Annotated in this window: 12 protein-coding genes; 5 read left to right on the top strand and 7 right to left on the bottom strand. The window is 39.3% G+C overall.

All coding sequences use genetic code 11. The features are described from left to right. Positions 1 to 72: 72 nt before the first annotated feature. Entirely contained in the window at positions 73 to 1,284 is a 1,212-nt protein-coding gene (locus tag ACTJKC_RS04195; protein WP_440790419.1) for a bifunctional 3,4-dihydroxy-2-butanone-4-phosphate synthase/GTP cyclohydrolase II, read from the top strand. Positions 1,285 to 2,119: 835 nt separating this feature from the next. Here ACTJKC_RS04195 and ACTJKC_RS04200 read toward each other — a convergent pair. Then, the gene (locus ACTJKC_RS04200) at positions 2,120 to 6,406 is read right to left on the bottom strand and encodes a translocation/assembly module TamB domain-containing protein (RefSeq protein WP_440790420.1); all 4,287 of its coding nucleotides are present in this window, start codon (positions 6,404 to 6,406) and stop codon (positions 2,120 to 2,122) included. A gap of 221 nt (positions 6,407 to 6,627) precedes the next feature. Here ACTJKC_RS04200 and tsaD point away from each other — a divergent pair, with 221 nt between their 5' ends. After that, complete coding sequence (tsaD, locus tag ACTJKC_RS04205; protein ID WP_440790421.1) at positions 6,628 to 7,629, top strand: tRNA (adenosine(37)-N6)-threonylcarbamoyltransferase complex transferase subunit TsaD; 1,002 nt, start codon at positions 6,628 to 6,630, stop codon at positions 7,627 to 7,629. A 405-nt stretch (positions 7,630 to 8,034) separates the two neighbouring features. Then, positions 8,035 to 8,232, top strand: coding sequence for a hypothetical protein (locus ACTJKC_RS04210; protein WP_440790422.1), 198 nt, complete (start codon positions 8,035 to 8,037; stop codon positions 8,230 to 8,232). A 115-nt stretch (positions 8,233 to 8,347) separates the two neighbouring features. Here the strand turns inward: ACTJKC_RS04210 and recA are convergent, their stop codons facing one another. The 3 genes from recA to ACTJKC_RS04225 form a co-directional block, all read right to left on the bottom strand. Continuing rightward, positions 8,348 to 9,361, bottom strand: coding sequence for a recombinase RecA (recA, locus tag ACTJKC_RS04215; protein ID WP_440790423.1), 1,014 nt, complete (start codon positions 9,359 to 9,361; stop codon positions 8,348 to 8,350). Between the two features lie 136 nt (positions 9,362 to 9,497). Continuing rightward, positions 9,498 to 10,163: an endonuclease III gene (gene nth / locus ACTJKC_RS04220; protein ID WP_440790424.1), complete on the bottom strand. Its 666-nt coding sequence runs from the start codon at positions 10,161 to 10,163 to the stop codon at positions 9,498 to 9,500. 173 nt (positions 10,164 to 10,336) lie between these two features. Continuing rightward, positions 10,337 to 11,299, bottom strand: a complete 963-nt coding sequence (locus ACTJKC_RS04225; protein ID WP_344848537.1) for a hypothetical protein — start codon at positions 11,297 to 11,299, stop codon at positions 10,337 to 10,339. Positions 11,300 to 11,666: 367 nt separating this feature from the next. Between ACTJKC_RS04225 and ACTJKC_RS04230 the strand changes: the two genes are divergently transcribed. After that, positions 11,667 to 12,152: a hypothetical protein gene (locus ACTJKC_RS04230; protein ID WP_440790425.1), complete on the top strand. Its 486-nt coding sequence runs from the start codon at positions 11,667 to 11,669 to the stop codon at positions 12,150 to 12,152. A 1-nt stretch (position 12,153) separates the two neighbouring features. Further along, positions 12,154 to 12,699, top strand: a complete 546-nt coding sequence (locus tag ACTJKC_RS04235; RefSeq protein WP_440790426.1) for a hypothetical protein — start codon at positions 12,154 to 12,156, stop codon at positions 12,697 to 12,699. 214 nt (positions 12,700 to 12,913) lie between these two features. Here the strand turns inward: ACTJKC_RS04235 and ACTJKC_RS04240 are convergent, their stop codons facing one another. From ACTJKC_RS04240 to ACTJKC_RS04250, 3 genes are all read right to left on the bottom strand, one after another. After that, positions 12,914 to 14,098: an MFS transporter gene (locus tag ACTJKC_RS04240; protein ID WP_440790427.1), complete on the bottom strand. Its 1,185-nt coding sequence runs from the start codon at positions 14,096 to 14,098 to the stop codon at positions 12,914 to 12,916. 499 nt (positions 14,099 to 14,597) lie between these two features. Then, entirely contained in the window at positions 14,598 to 14,792 is a 195-nt protein-coding gene (locus ACTJKC_RS04245) for a hypothetical protein (protein ID WP_440790428.1), read from the bottom strand. A gap of 88 nt (positions 14,793 to 14,880) precedes the next feature. Beyond that, the gene (locus ACTJKC_RS04250) at positions 14,881 to 15,465 is read right to left on the bottom strand and encodes an RNA polymerase sigma factor (protein ID WP_113950442.1); all 585 of its coding nucleotides are present in this window, start codon (positions 15,463 to 15,465) and stop codon (positions 14,881 to 14,883) included. Positions 15,466 to 15,589: the final 124 nt, after the last annotated feature.

A 15,589-nucleotide genomic window follows, 5' to 3' on the forward strand; every position in this document is an offset into this window, starting at 1 on the left:
CGGGTTATTGCCCTGGTGTAAAAGTGGTTTTAACAGGCCTTACGCAAGCTTTGCCCCATAATGCTATATAAAATGCAAACGAAATTAAACACAATAGAAGAAGCCATCGCAGATATAAAAGCTGGTAAAGTTATTATTGTTGTAGATGATGAGAATAGAGAGAACGAAGGTGATTTCTTAACGGCTGCCGAAAATGCAACCCCCGAGATCATCAACTTTATGGCCACTTATGGTCGTGGTTTAATCTGTGCGCCCTTAACAGAAGAGCGTTGTAAGGAATTAAACCTGAACCTGATGGTGGGCAAAAACACCGCCGCTTACGAAACCAATTTCACCGTTTCGGTAGATCTTGTAGGCCATGGCTGTACCACCGGTATCTCGGCAAGCGACCGTTCTAAAACGATGCTGGCTTTGGTTGATCCTAAAACGGATCCTGAAGAGCTGGGCAGACCCGGACATATTTTTCCTTTAATTGCCAAAGATGGTGGTGTAATCCGCCGTGCAGGTCATACCGAAGCCGCTGTAGATTTAGCACGTTTGGCCGGTATGAAACCAGCAGGTTTATTGGTAGAGATTTTAAAAGAGGATGGCGAAATGGCCAGACTTCCTGACTTGTTTAAAATTGCGGAACAGCACCAGTTAAAAATTATATCAATTGAAGACCTGATTGCTTATCGTTTAAGGATTGACAGCCTGATTAAACAGGAAGTTAGCATCGATTTGCCAACGGCCTGGGGCGATTTTAAAATGACGGCCTATACCCAGCTGGATAACAATGCAACACACCTGGCCATCTCGAAAGGAACCTGGAATGCAGACGAGCCAATTCTGGCCCGCGTACACAGCTCATGCGTAACTGGCGATATTTTCGGTTCGTGCCGCTGCGATTGCGGACCTCAATTGCATAGAGCACTTGAAATGATCGAAAAAGAAGGTAAAGGGATTGTAGTTTATATGAACCAGGAGGGCAGGGGTATCGGACTGATTAATAAATTACGTTCATACAACTTACAGGATGCCGGTTTCGATACGGTAGAAGCCAATATTAAGTTAGGTTTTAAAGGTGATGAACGCGATTACGGCGTAGGTGCACAGATCCTGAGATCGGAAGGTGTAACTAAAATGCGCCTGATGAGTAACAACCCAACCAAAAGGGCAGGCTTAATTGGCTATGGCCTGGAAGTAGTTGAAAATATTCCGATCGAGATTGCCAGTAACAAACACAACGAACGTTACCTGACCACTAAAAGAGATAAAATGGGCCACTCGATTATGAAAGGATAGGTTTGAGTTTGGAGTTGGGCGTTTGGAGTTTCCAGGCATTGAGCCCAGTCTACAAAGGTTAATATAAAAAAGCCGGTAATTGAATGTATGTTCGGTTACCGGCTTTTTTAGTCAATAGTCTTTAGTCCTTAGTCATGAGTCATGAGTCCGAAGTCGATTAATTGAGCGGGTCATCCCTACAGTTACGTCATTTCGATCCCGAAGATTCGGGAAGAAATCTATATGGATTAGTCCGAAGCCGATTATTTGAGGGGGTCATCCCAAAGTTCCGTCATTTCGACCGGAGTGCAACGTAGTGGAGAAATCTGTTTCGTTAGCTACTATCGATTAATCCTGTAATGGAGTTTTTCAACCTGAACGGAGTGAAGGATCTGCAGCAATAATCACTTCCCCTCCGCTGTGATCATTTTAATGAGCTTGTGTATTAACAAAGGCAGTAGTTCTTTTGTTGGAGATTCTTCACTGCGTTCAGAATGACAGATTTTTTATAATACGCACAATCCTCAGTGGGTTTGTCATCCTGAACGGAGTGAGGGATCTGCAGCAATAATCACTTCCTCTCTGTTATGATCATTTTAATGAGCTTGTGTATTAGTAAAGGCGGTAGTTCTTTTGTTGAAGATCCTTCACTCCCGAAGATTCGGGAAGAAATCTTTTAAAGTACCGCAGTATAGTTTGGCTTCAAAGATCTCTTCACTCCGCGTTGCTTCGGAGATGACGACTTATCAATAGAAATCTGCCAATCAACCCGGCATTGAACAATCTACTATGAACTAATGAACCAGTAAACTGATGACTAATGACCAATAAACTAATGAACCAATAAACTAACCGCCTACCTTCTCTCTTTCCCTTTGCTCTGATTAATAATCGCATCTTTACTAAGCGATTTATTCGTTTTAACCGGCGCTTCACTTTGTTTCCGTTTTAAATTACGGCGGTAGGCACCAGAAATTTTCTGGATAAACTCCTTAAACGTATCAAACTGCTGGGTGTATAATAAGCCAAACGAGGTTACATTCGCCGTCGGACTGATCCCGCTGTTTAAGAAAATACTCTGTTGTGTTGGTGGTTTGTTGGCTGCTTTAATGGTTAAGCTACCATCTTTCCTTAATAAAAATAAAGCCTCAACCTCTCTGCCCACATTGTTGTCGGCAAAATTGATTAAAGTAAAATCGTTCACACTGTTCCGGTCTACAATACCGGCATTAATAATTAAACGGTCGTTAAAGAACTTGAACGATGCATTGGCCTCACTTAACGAGCGCACGTTTAAATCCACAAAATTTAAGTTTAACGAAGAGAGTACGTTGTTAAACTGGTTAAACACCAGTTCCGTTGCTGTACTGGTTGCTGTAGAGCTCAACTGGTTTCCGATAGATTCTCCACCATTTCCGGGCGCAAAACTCCTTCTGATAATTAAACTGAAAGCCTGTAAATTCAGGTTGTTCTGATCGCTGAAATAAGTCTGCAATTCTTCCTTGATAGAAGGCTGTGAAGGGAAATTAATATCCAGTTTAATATCCGGTTTTAGCAGTAAACCTGTTAATCCCATTTCTACCTCGGTATTTACCCTCTGGTTGGCATTACTGCTCGCATCGCGGTTGGCCGCTTTATACAAGTCGTTTAAGCTTGCCCTTAAAGCATATACCGCCTTTAAGTTAATCTGCGCAGCCGTTGGATTACCCGTCCAGCGGATCGTTCCGCCCTGCCTGATGTCGAATTTCTTGTTGATGACTTCCTGCGCCGTAAAATCAAAACTTCCGGTTTCAATAATGTAATCACCCGACATCTCGAAATCGCCAAAACTATTAATATTCAGGTTTAATTCTGCATTACCTTTTCCACTCAGGTTACCCAGTGTGGTATAAATATTAGCTGTGGTATTTGGATCGATGGTTAGTTTAAAGCTAAGTGTTATCCCATCGAAGTTTGTTTTTTTCTTCACCACAACAGAAGAGTCGCGGCTTACAAAATTGATGAAGTCTTTATCCGATATCGTTTCAGAACTGTTTAAAGGCAGATTAAAAATCGTCCCTTTTTCAGTTTTGGCTTTAATATCGATTTTCATCTTATTTGTTGGTCCGGTAAAGCTAAATACCCCGGTACCATAAGCCCGGCCATAATAAACCGAATTGTCTTTAGCCGTAGTATTCAGGGCCATTAAATTATTGGCTTCTAGCTTCACATTTAAGGTAGGGTAATTGATGTTGTTTAAATCGACAGTACCTTCTTTTACAATACCCTCATGCCCTTCCAGATCGTTCAGGGTAAAATTATCAAGCTTAATAATGCTATTGTTCACCTCTACCTTATCGGTAATTACATAAGTGGCTTTCAGGTAATTTACCATCAGCTGCCCTTTATCAAGGGATAAACTTCCGTTAATCTCCGGTTTGTCAAATTTTCCTTTTACGGTTAGATCTGCAGAGATATTGCCTTTTAAATTGGATACCAGCTCTTTAACAAACGGTTCTAATATAGTTAACTTACTTTCGTTCATTTTCACTGCAAGGTCTATTTCTTTCTCCTGCAGATCGAGGTTTCCCGTCAGTTTAAAAGTCTCCGAATCGTCTGCCACCACGCGGGTAAATACATTTATTTTTTTGCTTTCGTTGTTGTATGATGAGGTATCGGTTAATGTGCCAATGTAGATGTCGTTAAAGTTTAGCGAATCCACCTTCAAATCGTCGGTAACCCTTGGTGCTTTCAATATGCCATAGAGATTCGTTTTCCCATTGGCATTTCCGCCTAGTTTAACGCCAAATCCTTTGGTAAAAGGGTTAAGGGTTTTGAGGTTAAAATCTTTAAGCCCCAGCGTAATCAGGTCTTTCGGGTCATTAGAAATCAAACCATCAATGGTTAACTGCTGTTTTCCATTGGTGAGGTCGAAATTGGTAATTTCTGTTTTGCCATTGTTCAGCACAATACGCACCTTTTCCTGGATGCGCCATTCTTCGCTGTTTATTTTTAAGATAGAAGGCAACACACTCAGCCTGGCCGTGGTATCCTGGTTTTTGGTAAACTCTACCAGTCCGTTCAAATCGAGCTGATTCGCTTCGTCAGAATTCGACATTTTTACGTTGAAGGCCAGACTATCGTTCCGCAGGATGTTCGAAATGTTTACATCTTTGATAAACAAACTGTCGTTAATCTGCACACGGTCTGATGTTACAATCAGCTGCAGCTGTTGCGTGGTGGTATTTTCATCGAGGATGATGTTGTTCACCACAATGCCATTATATTTCAGTTTCTTCACAAAACCGTTTAACGTAGCTTTATTGTTCCTCGAATCGAAATCGCCCGTTAAGGTTGCGCCTTCTTCCAGTTCTAAACCCGGGGCAAAGAGCTGCGCCAGCGGTTCGAATTTTTTAACCATCAGGTTAAACTCGAAAATCTGGTTTTTATATTTAATGATATCGGCCTTTAATGAAGGAATATAGGTTTTGGCAATGGCTTTGTAATAAGATACAATTGAATTTAAATCGTATTCTCCTTTAATATTAGCGTCTAAAATGTCCGACCGGATATCAAGTACGCGGGTTGCGCCCGTACCGTTGGCAGTTAACTGTACCGAATCTACACTGTAAATGCCTTTAGGATTCTGGAGCCTTACCTCCTGGATCAGTAATTTACCCGATATGTTATTGAGGTTAGTGCCCGAAAAGTTGGTGGTAAATTTCGCATCAACCATCAGCGAATCTTTTAACAGTTTTAAAGCTTTCAGCTTCGCTTTAGAAATGGTTGCATTAAAATTAAATACCGGCAATTTAGGGTTCAGGTTTACCCCACCATCAAATACCAGCTTAACATTACGGTCGTTAATGCTCAGCTTGCCGTCGAAATATTTTTTATCAAAAGTACCATCAATTTTCACATTGTGGTAGCGGTAGTTGTTAAAGTCGATATAATCTACATCGCCGTTAATTTTCTCGGTCAGGTCTTTTAACTCCGTTCCGCGGCCTTTTACATATAATGAAGAACTGATGCGGCCGAGGCTTTTTTCGTCAATAAGGTTGCCGATGTTGAAATCGTAGGTTTTTACATTTCCTGTATAAGAAGGTACATCGTTTTTATCGAGCTTCATGTTTACATCCGAAACAATGCGGCCAAGTTTTGTTTTAAATTCGCCATAAGCGATAAAATCGTTCTGGAAACCAGTAAAACTGCCGTTAAAGTTAATGTTGCCAAACTTGTTCACAATTACCGGGATCATTCTCTTTTTGCTGTTGGTAATGCCCATTAGCACCTCATCAAGATCGGTTTTGTTGGTGCCGGCCATCTCGATGTTCAGGTCCATAAAAGTTTCCCTCCATTTCGGCAGCCCCTTTAAAATAAAATCGCCTTTAATGTGTGTGGCTTTTCCTGTTCTTAACGAGAGTTTTTTAGCCTTAAGGTTATTCACCAATCCGGTAATCTGTCCGTCTACATCCAGATCGAGTTTCATGGTATTCAGCTCAGGTGCAAAGAAGGCAACATCACGCGAAGTAATGTGGCTGTCTTTAAAGTTGGCTTTCATCCGCACATTGTCCACATAATGATTAAAATCCCTGTAGCTTTTAAACTTCATCTGGTAATAATCGGTTAAACGGCTCTGGTTAGTTTCCAGCAAGAGGTTTTTCAACTCAATGGCATTGCTGTCGATGGTGGTTTGCGCGGTCAGGTTTTTTAAATAAAATCCGCTACGCTCCCTGAAAGTTAGGTTTTTGATATTGGTTTTAACCAGGTGGTTTTTCATATCAAGGCCTTCAAAAATCCCGCTCAGTTGTTTTACATCTACATTATCAAAATTTACACTGCTGCCCTGTGTGGTATCTTTAGCGACGAAATTTTTATACCTGAAAGCAAATTTGTTTAAAATCAGGCGGCCGAGTTTTACATCAAAAGGCTTACTCTTTTTTTTCTTTACCGTAGGTTTACCAGAATCGAAGTAGTTGATGATGAAATCGAGGTTAGAAGACTTATCTTTGAAATCCTTTAGGAAAAAATGCCCGTTATTGATCTGGACGGTATTGATATCGATAATCTTTTTATCAATGGATAATTGATTGATATCGACCATAAATTGAGGCGTGCTCAATAAAGTGTCTTTTTGTAAATCAAGCACCAGTAAATCTTCCAATACGATAGATTTAAAGGGTTTGATATACAGGCTTTTGATTGATATAGTGGTTTTGAGCTCTTTTGATAAATATGCAGCCGCTTTCTGAGCAAAGTAAGTTTGAACAGGCTTAAATTGCAGAGAAAAAATAACAAGCGCGAGCAGCAAAATTATTGATGCGATTACCCAAAGGAGTATTTTAAATAGTTTTTTAATAATTTTGCAGCTTAAATATTAATAATTTGTCTGTTATACTTGCTATCGAGTCCTCTTGCGATGATACTTCCGTTGCTATTTGTAACAACGGCAAAATTACTGCCAATGTTATTGCAAACCAAACAATTCATCAAAATTATGGTGGTGTAATCCCTGAATTGGCATCAAGGGTACATCAACAGAATATTGTGCCCGCCGTACAGCAGGCTTTAATTAATGCCAATGTAACAAAACAGGACATTAATGCCGTTGCTTTTACACGCGGACCAGGCCTTTTAGGATCGTTATTGGTTGGTGTTTCATTTGCGAAATCTTTTGCATTAGCCTTAAATATACCTTTAATTTCTGTCAATCACATGCATGCGCATATTTTGGCGCACTTTATTGATGATCCAAAACCGAACTTCCCTTTCTTGTGCCTCACCGTTTCGGGCGGGCATACGCAGATTGTACTGGTGAAAGATTATTTTGATATGGAAATTGTGGGCGAAACACTGGATGATGCCGCAGGAGAAGCTTTTGATAAAACGGCTAAACTACTGGCATTACCTTATCCGGGCGGACCGCTGATCGATAAACATGCAAAGCAGGGAAATCCTTTGGCTTTTAAATTTGCTGAACCGCAGATCGCCGACCTGAATTTTAGTTTTAGTGGTTTTAAAACTTCCATTCTGTATTTTATCAGGAAACAGGAAAAGGAGAACCCGAACTTTATTGCCGAAAATTTAGATGATATTTGCGCATCGGTGCAACATAGCATTGTTCAGATTTTGTTGAACAAGTTAAAAAAGGCGGCAAAGCAATTTAATATTAAGGAAGTGGCCATTGCCGGAGGCGTTTCGGCAAACTCTGGTTTAAGAAACGGGTTACAGCTGGCCGCTGATGAGTTGGGCTGGAACATTTATATTCCCGCCTTTCAATACTGTACAGATAATGCGGGTATGATTGCCATTGCAGGCTACCAGAAATACCTGAAAAATGATTTTGTAGGGCAGGATGTTTCGCCAATGGCGAGGATGGAATTTTGATAGATGGGTTAATTGGTTAGCTGTTGAAATCGGTTAATTGTGTTATCATGACAATTGTTTAATTGCAGGATTGTTAAATTGTTAACTGGAAACTGCCAACTGATTAATTGGTACATTGGTCATTAGTAATTGGTACATTGGTCCTCATTATGTCGTCCATTGCGAGAGGACTTTTTCAGCCGACTAAGCAATCTTTTCTGAATAGAAAAAGATAACGAGGGGGCGCTTGCACTGGAAAAACGAAGGAAGCGAGGAAATTGATAAAATGCTTTTCTGTATTCTCTTCGACCACGGAAAAAGCAGCTTATAACGCTGCACCTTTGGTAAAAGCGGAAATAATAAATAAACGGGCAGTTAAATCTGTCGATTAATCATCCGGGCCCAAATCCGGAAAAAAAACTATATATGACTGGAGCATCGTTAATATTCTGGATTGTTTGTGCAATACCGCTTATTGCCATTATTTACTGGCTGATCAGGAAAGATAAAAACAAACTTAAAGGAAGCTGGGGTGTGATTATTTTAGGTGCACTGGTTATTGCTGCACTTTTGGTAATCGTATATGTGACCAAAGACTTTGATACTGTTTTTAGTCAGAATTAAACCTAATCTTTATTAAGGGAGATGTAGAAATTCCTTAAAAAAATCCATTAAGTAAACGCCCTGTTAAAGATAGTTTAACAGGGCGTTTGTATATTTTAATCAGCAAATCTTTGGCTTATTTCTCAGCCAGTTTATCGCTGGTTACTTCGGTCTTGATTTTGATTTCCAGTTCTTCAGCAAGTTCTGGATTGTCGCTCAACAATTGTTTTACGGCATCTCTACCTTGTCCGAGTTTGGTATCTCCGTAAGAGTACCATGATCCTGCTTTTTTGATAATTCCAAAGTCGACCCCTAAATCTACAATCTCTCCGTTTTTAGAAATACCTTCGCCAAACATCACATCAAATTCTGCGATACGGAAAGGCGGAGCCACTTTGTTTTTAACGATTTTTACTTTAACACGGTTACCAGAAACTTCGTCAGAATCTTTGATCTGTGAAATACGACGAATGTCCAAACGTACTGATGCATAGAATTTCAACGCGTTACCACCGGTTGTGGTTTCAGGGTTACCGAACATTACGCCGATTTTATCACGCAACTGGTTAATGAAAATACAGCAACATCCGGTTTTTGAAATTGTTCCGGTTAATTTACGTAGTGCCTGACTCATTAAACGGGCATGTAAACCCATTTTACTGTCGCCCATTTCGCCTTCAATCTCACTTTTAGGAACCAGGGCCGCAACAGAGTCAATCACAATTACATCAATAGCACCAGAACGGATCAGGTTATCGGCAATTTCTAAAGCCTGCTCACCGTTATCTGGTTGAGAGATTAGCAGGTTATCGGTATCTACACCTAATTTCTTTGCATAAAACTGATCGAAAGCATGTTCTGCATCGATAAATGCTGCAATACCACCTTTTTTCTGTGCTTCGGCAATAATGTGTGTAGCTAAAGTTGTTTTACCAGAAGATTCTGGTCCGTAAATTTCAATAACCCGGCCTTTCGGAATACCGCCAATGCCTAAGGCGATGTCTAAACTGATTGATCCTGTAGAAATAAAATCTATAGGTTCGACAGCAGAATCGCCAAGTTTCATGATGGTACCTTTACCGTATGATTTCTCTAGTTTATCTAAGGTTAGCTGTAAAGCTTTTAATTTATCTGGATTTGCAGTGCTCATATCTTTTTTCATTGATTGCGTAAATATAATTGATTATCGGCTAATATGGTCAAATGTTAATATTTATAATACTAATATATTTAGCTAAGGTAAATGTTTTTTAGCTAATGTCAATAGTAAAGTGAAAATAAATTTTTCAGGCTTTTAATTTATCTCTTTCATTCTGTGCGGTTAAGCGCTCGAAATACCTGCACATGTAGGTAATTTCGCAAACATCACATTTAGGATTTCTGGCTACACAAACATAACGTCCGTGCAAAATTAACCAGTGGTGCGCAATGTGGATATCGTGCTCTGGAAGGTGTTTAACCAGATCTTTCTCTACCGCCAAAGGAGTTTTTCCATTGGTTAAACCTAAACGGTTGGCTACGCGGAACACATGGGTATCAACCGCCATTGCAGGTGCATTATAAATTACGGAGGCAATTACATTAGCGGTTTTCCGGCCCACACCAGGCATTTTCTGCAAATCATCTATACCAGAAGGCACTATATCATTAAATTCGTTCAGCAGGATATTGGCCATGCCCACCAGGTGTTTAGCTTTATTGTTAGGGTAGCTGATGCTCCTGATGTAATCGAAAACAATATCGGGGGTAGCCTCTGCCAAAGTTTTTGCATTTGGGAAACGCTGAAAAAGGGCAGGGGTAACCATGTTCACCCTTTTATCGGTACACTGTGCAGAAAGGATTACAGCAACTAATAGCTGATAGGGGTTGTTGTAATGTAACTCGGTTTCTGCATCAGGCTGCTTGGCCGAAAAATGTTCTACAAAAAGTTTGTAGCGTTCTTTTTTAAGCATAGGCAAATATAGGGGAAAGATGGAAAATGGAAGAGGGAAATGTGTGATGGCTGGCCATTAGTTTATTTGTGAATAGTTTGATGGTTCAAGGCTGATAGTTTAATCGGTTAATTGTTTAAATCGGTTAACTGATGCCAGACTAATTACATCGACTCATGACTCTGGACTTCAGACTAATGACTAACCTCTATTTCCCTCAATAACTTATCACATTCAGCAAAGGCATTATACAGGTATTTATTGCGGTGTTTTTCTCCCTGTCCGCTAAAGGAAACCGATTTCATAACCAAGCCCTGCATCCATTGTTTGGTTTGCCTGCAATAAGCCTGATCTTCGGTTCTTAAATAGTTAAAAGTATTAAATCTGTTGTAGCAGCTCATGCGGTCTTTAAAATCTACTAAGTAGGAAATACTCCCCAAAACATCACAGTTGTACCAGTTGAATGTGTGGGCCGGGTCGATGGTTTTTTTGCTGCTGATGGCATACATATTCATATCCGTTAAGCAGTATTTTACCTGCTCCACAATTTTAATAGCCAGCCCGGTATCGGTAAGGTGCCCGGCCTCAAATGCATACCTGATCTGTTCTAATGTGCCTGTTATGGTATCTTTCGACCATATTTCGGTACTGGGTATTTCTAAATAAGCGGCATGCAGCGCTTTCGAAATTTCGATAATTTCATCAGAAAGAAAGGAAGAGTTAAAAGGTACTTCGAGATTATTGGCGCTGTTTGCCCAGAAAAATAATTTAAAACTGGTGAGTTCGGGGTATTTAAAAAAATGAAATACAGGAATGTCGTCAGTAGTAATGGTAATGTGTTTCTCCTTACTGTTTTTAATTGCCTTAATGTTATCTAAAAGATTGCGCAGGTAATTTACCATATCTAAATCCTCGTTTACGCTGAGGTAACTAAAAGTAACCGATAGTGATTGCTTTGGACTATATAAAAAAGGTACATCAAAACAATCAGACAATTTGATAATCTGCTGGAAAGTGAGGTTGCTGTCGCCCCTTATTTTTTTATATGCTTCGTTGGTACTGATCCCTAACTCTTCGGCTACACTTAGTGCCAGGTTCTGGTAATCGGGAAGCGATGATTTAATTGCCTGAAAAAATAAAGCCTGTTGGTTATCCATAAAGATTAATTTTTGAATTCAAAATAGTGTTTTTTAATAACTAAAAGAATTATTTGACTGGTTTAAATTTTAAAGTATAATTTTTAACAAAAAAATTTTACCTGTTTTTTATATTTTAAAGATAATTATATGCCTGTTTGTAATCTTTAAAGTTAATTGATGGATGTTTAGAGTTTTAGATTTGATTAAGAATTTAAACGGACATCAAAATGAAAACGAAAATCTCTATACCCATTATATTTCGCGGTTATGTCGCGGGGTTTAATGTAAAAACAACAACATCTGCTTTAGCTGTTTCAGCTGGTTTTTTCTTTTCGGGCTGTGCATCTTTTTCGGATAAGAAGATAAGCCACCACAAAAGCAATTATTGCAAAAAGATTTACCGCAACTCTCAGGCGTCTATCAGCTAAAACCAGATTTGGTGTATAATAAAGACGGCGAAGCTAAAATGGCACAGGGCAAATATTTAATTGAAAACATCCATAGGTATATCAGTCAAAAGAAGATCGATTTGGATACTTCTGCCAATTTACGGCTAACAGTTAAAGTGCTCGATAGCAATAAGGTCAGCTTTCTTTTTCAAAAAGATAATGTGGTTCTTGATCGTATAACATTACCGGCAGAATTACAACCAACCGGATTGTTGTACTTAGGTAATCACTATGCAAAAGCTATCGGTGTTCCATATTTATGGGGAGGTACAATGAGTGAGAAAACAAAGATCGGTTTGGCGAATGACGGTAGCCTAATTCTGAATCATGTTACTGATCGCTCGGGGGGAATCTTATTGGTGTTTTTGGGTGGGCATTCTTCCCAATCTGCCTATCATTTTAAAAGAATAAACTCAAAATAGTATGAAAAAGCTTTTTTTATTTTTCGTTTTAGCCCTGCTAGGCAATGCGGCTAATGCACAGCGCGATTATGATAATTTCTTTAGCGCTTTGAACGGTGGAATAGAGTTTGGCGCGGCAACATTACGTGAACCGTTAATGTCAGGTTTTATCGGTTATAACAAGCCTAATTCTTACATCAAGTTCAGGTTCTCTTCTGTAATGCAGGATACCTACGAGGTGAATGTAAATGGCGAAGACACTAAGGTGCCTGGTTTTTCGGAAGCGGCATTAATGCTCGGCAAAAAGGTAAAAATCAACACCAACAGCCGTTTCGAATTTGGTGCAGGTGTCGCAGTTACGAGCGATCTAAAGAAATACGATCAATCGAATAGCGATACCACGCGTGATAAAATTATACAGAAAAATGCTGCTGCACTTGTTGCAGAAGTACGATATGTTTTCCGTTTTATTGATGATATCGGGGTTTCTATATCCATTAATGGAAATGTAAATAAGCAGAAAACTTTTGCCACTGCTGGTTTAGGTTTGGTACTCGGCTTAAAGTAACATGATTTTGATTTGAATGAATAGATTTTATACTGTGGGTTTTATTAACGGCACCGTCTTTTAATCATAAACCTGATGGGAACGGCAGCCCGAGCTTTTTATGCGAGGCTATAGTGTAATTTTGAATGATTGAATAATTGAATGATTGATTTAGTGAGTGAGTGAGTGAGTGAATGGATGGATGTTGAAACTTCTCATTCATTCAATTATAATGTTAATGAAAGGAGGTGACCGGTACTTTAACTTCTTCGGTTACGCCCTGATTGCTTTTAATTAGCCAAAATGCAAAGAAAGCGCCAACCAGGGCCATTGCAGCACCTACATAAGCTGGCGAAGTGTAATCGAAGCCATAAACCAGCGGAAGTCCGCCGAAGAAAGCACCCAATGCGTTGCCAATATTAAAGCTCGCCTGGCTTGCTGAGGCTGCCAGCATTTCGGAACCTTTAGCACTCTGAATCATCAGCATCTGGATGGGAGCAGCCAATGCAAAGGATACGGCACCTGTAATAAATGTCATAATTAAAGCCAAAGGCTGGCTGGCCGATACAAAGTGCACAATGGTTAGGGTAACTACCATGGTGAGTAATAATGCAGCAGAGGCTTTGGCCGGCGAAAATTTATCGGCCAGTATTCCACCAATGTAATTGCCACATAACATGCCTATTCCGGCCAGCATTAAAATATAGGTTACAGCATTTGGCGAAAAGCCTGCAACTTCTGTCATTAGTGGTGCAATATAACTGTACCAGGTAAACAAGCCGCCTGTTCCGATAGAGATCATAAAAATAATGATCCATGCTGCTCTCTTTTTAAAGAAACCTAATTCTGCTTTTAAGTCGCGGTTTTTGGTGGCATCTAAAGCCGGTAACCATAATTTTAAACTTAATAAAGTAATCAGACCAACAAATACTACAACTGCGAAAGATATACGCCATGAGAAATTATGCCCGATAAAAGTACCTAATGGTACACCCACAATATTGGCAATGGTTAAACCCATAAACATTAACGATACGGCCTGGGCAGCTTTTCCTTTTTCGGCTATTCTGCTGGCAACCACCGAGCCTACGCCAAAAAATGCACCATGGGGCAGGCCTGAAAGTAACCGGGCAATAAATAAGGTATTAAATGTTGGGGCAAAGGCCGAAAAAGCATTAAAAACGGTGAACATGATCATCAAGGCAATCAATATCATTTTTGGCGGATATTTACCTGCAATCATAATCAGTAAAGGGGCGCCGATTACCACACCCAATGCATAAGCCGAAATTAAATGACCGGCTTGGGGGATGGTTACTGCTAAATCTTTCGAAATATCTGGCAATAAACCCATCATCACAAATTCTGTGATTCCGATGCCTAAACCGCCTAAAGTGAGTGGAAGTAAGTTCTTGTTCATAGCGCCCTTAGTGTTAAAATTACACTATGCAAAGTTAAGGCTTTTTGCTTTAGGGGATTGTAAAAATTAGGACATTTATGGGGATGGAAGATGTGGTTATGGAAAATGGATGAGGGCCTGCGATAAATTGTTATTAGATTGTTTTATTGTTGAATTGTTTTATGGTTGATAGTTAGATGGTTCATGGACGATATGCAATAACCAAATTGCAATTACCAATAAACTAGTGCGGAATAAATTATGACTCATTAGGTTTTGGCGATTAGTGGTTAACAATTTAACAATCCCACAATAAAGCAATCCGGTAGCAGTTTGCAGTTACAGTTAACCAATTCGAACAATTAACCAATTAACCAACATTGCAGCTACCAATAAATCAATGGCGAATGAACAAGTGAACAACCTAGCCATCATCCATCTTACCTCTTCCATTTTCCATCAACAAAAAAAAGCTTGTCCCACCCTGTGAAACAAGCTTTTTTGTCTTTGTAAAATTTTTCTACTTCGCTCTGCTGTAAGCTAAAATCTTATTGATGGTTTCATCTTGAGGATTTGTAGCCAGTCTATCTAACTTACCTTTTATTTGATCATAAAATAAGTCGATTTCTGCGTCAGATTCAATATCAGTTTTAGGCTGAAACATGTTAGGTGTAGGTAAATTTACATTGTTTTTTGATGTAGAGGTTTTTGTCATAAGCAACTGAATGTGATAAGTTTTATAAACTTAACGATTGTTCAGATGCTTTATTTCAACCCCTAAAATATTTTATGTAACAATTTTGCTACCCTTTATAAGTCATCTCCTTAGTCTTGAGCATTTTGCGCAGGTTGCTTAATGCATAACGCATGCGGCCAAGGGCTGTATTAATGCTTACATCAGTTAAATCGGCAATTTCTTTAAAACTCAAATCAGCGTAATGACGCATTAAAAGCACTTCTTTCTGCTCATCTGGCAATAAATGGATCATTGCTTTTAAATCTTTATGGGTTTGATCGCGGAGCATTCTGTCTTCTGCACTTTCATCATAAAAGTGTAGCATATTGAATACATCCATACCATCGGAACTGGTGATGATAGGTGTTCTTTTTTCTTTTCTGAAATAATCGATAACCAGGTTGTGCGCAATACGCATTACCCAGGGTAAAAACTTACCTTCTTCGTTATATCTTCCTGAGCGCAGGGTATTGATCACTTTTATAAAAGCATCCTGAAAAATATCCTCCGCCAGATATTGGTCTTTAACCAATAAGTAGATAGAGGTATAAATTTTACTTTTGTGTCTTCTTAAAAGTTCCTGCAATCCATTCTCGTTCCCGGTAATATATACCTTTACCAGGTCCTGATCGTTATATGATTGTAAATTCATAGGTTTACCTACACTAAATCCCTTACTATTTGCCAAAAATTAATTTGTAGATGTTTAATTTCTATAGCTCTTCTCCTATGTTTTTTGAATGTGTCAGTTTGGTTTTGAGGTTGTTAATATTCAA

The organism is Pedobacter sp. 22226 (assembly GCF_052045455.1).
Classification (GTDB): Bacteria; Bacteroidota; Bacteroidia; order Sphingobacteriales; family Sphingobacteriaceae; genus Pedobacter; species Pedobacter jeongneungensis.

What these genes read in the sequence shown, in the direction of transcription:
- ACTJKC_RS04245 (WP_440790428.1), bottom strand. Translation starts at nt 14,792, where the DNA reads ATGACAAAAACCTCTACATCAAAAAACAATGTAAATTTACCTACACCT.
- ACTJKC_RS04225 (WP_344848537.1), bottom strand. Translation starts at nt 11,299, where the DNA reads ATGGATAACCAACAGGCTTTATTTTTTCAGGCAATTAAATCATCGCTT.
- ACTJKC_RS04195 (WP_440790419.1), top strand. Translation starts at nt 73, where the DNA reads ATGCAAACGAAATTAAACACAATAGAAGAAGCCATCGCAGATATAAAA.
- ACTJKC_RS04240 (WP_440790427.1), bottom strand. Translation starts at nt 14,098, where the DNA reads ATGAACAAGAACTTACTTCCACTCACTTTAGGCGGTTTAGGCATCGGA.
- ACTJKC_RS04235 (WP_440790426.1), top strand. Translation starts at nt 12,154, where the DNA reads ATGAAAAAGCTTTTTTTATTTTTCGTTTTAGCCCTGCTAGGCAATGCG.
- recA (WP_440790423.1), bottom strand. Translation starts at nt 9,361, where the DNA reads ATGAGCACTGCAAATCCAGATAAATTAAAAGCTTTACAGCTAACCTTA.
- nth (WP_440790424.1), bottom strand. Translation starts at nt 10,163, where the DNA reads ATGCTTAAAAAAGAACGCTACAAACTTTTTGTAGAACATTTTTCGGCC.
- ACTJKC_RS04250 (WP_113950442.1), bottom strand. Translation starts at nt 15,465, where the DNA reads ATGAATTTACAATCATATAACGATCAGGACCTGGTAAAGGTATATATT.
- ACTJKC_RS04210 (WP_440790422.1), top strand. Translation starts at nt 8,035, where the DNA reads ATGACTGGAGCATCGTTAATATTCTGGATTGTTTGTGCAATACCGCTT.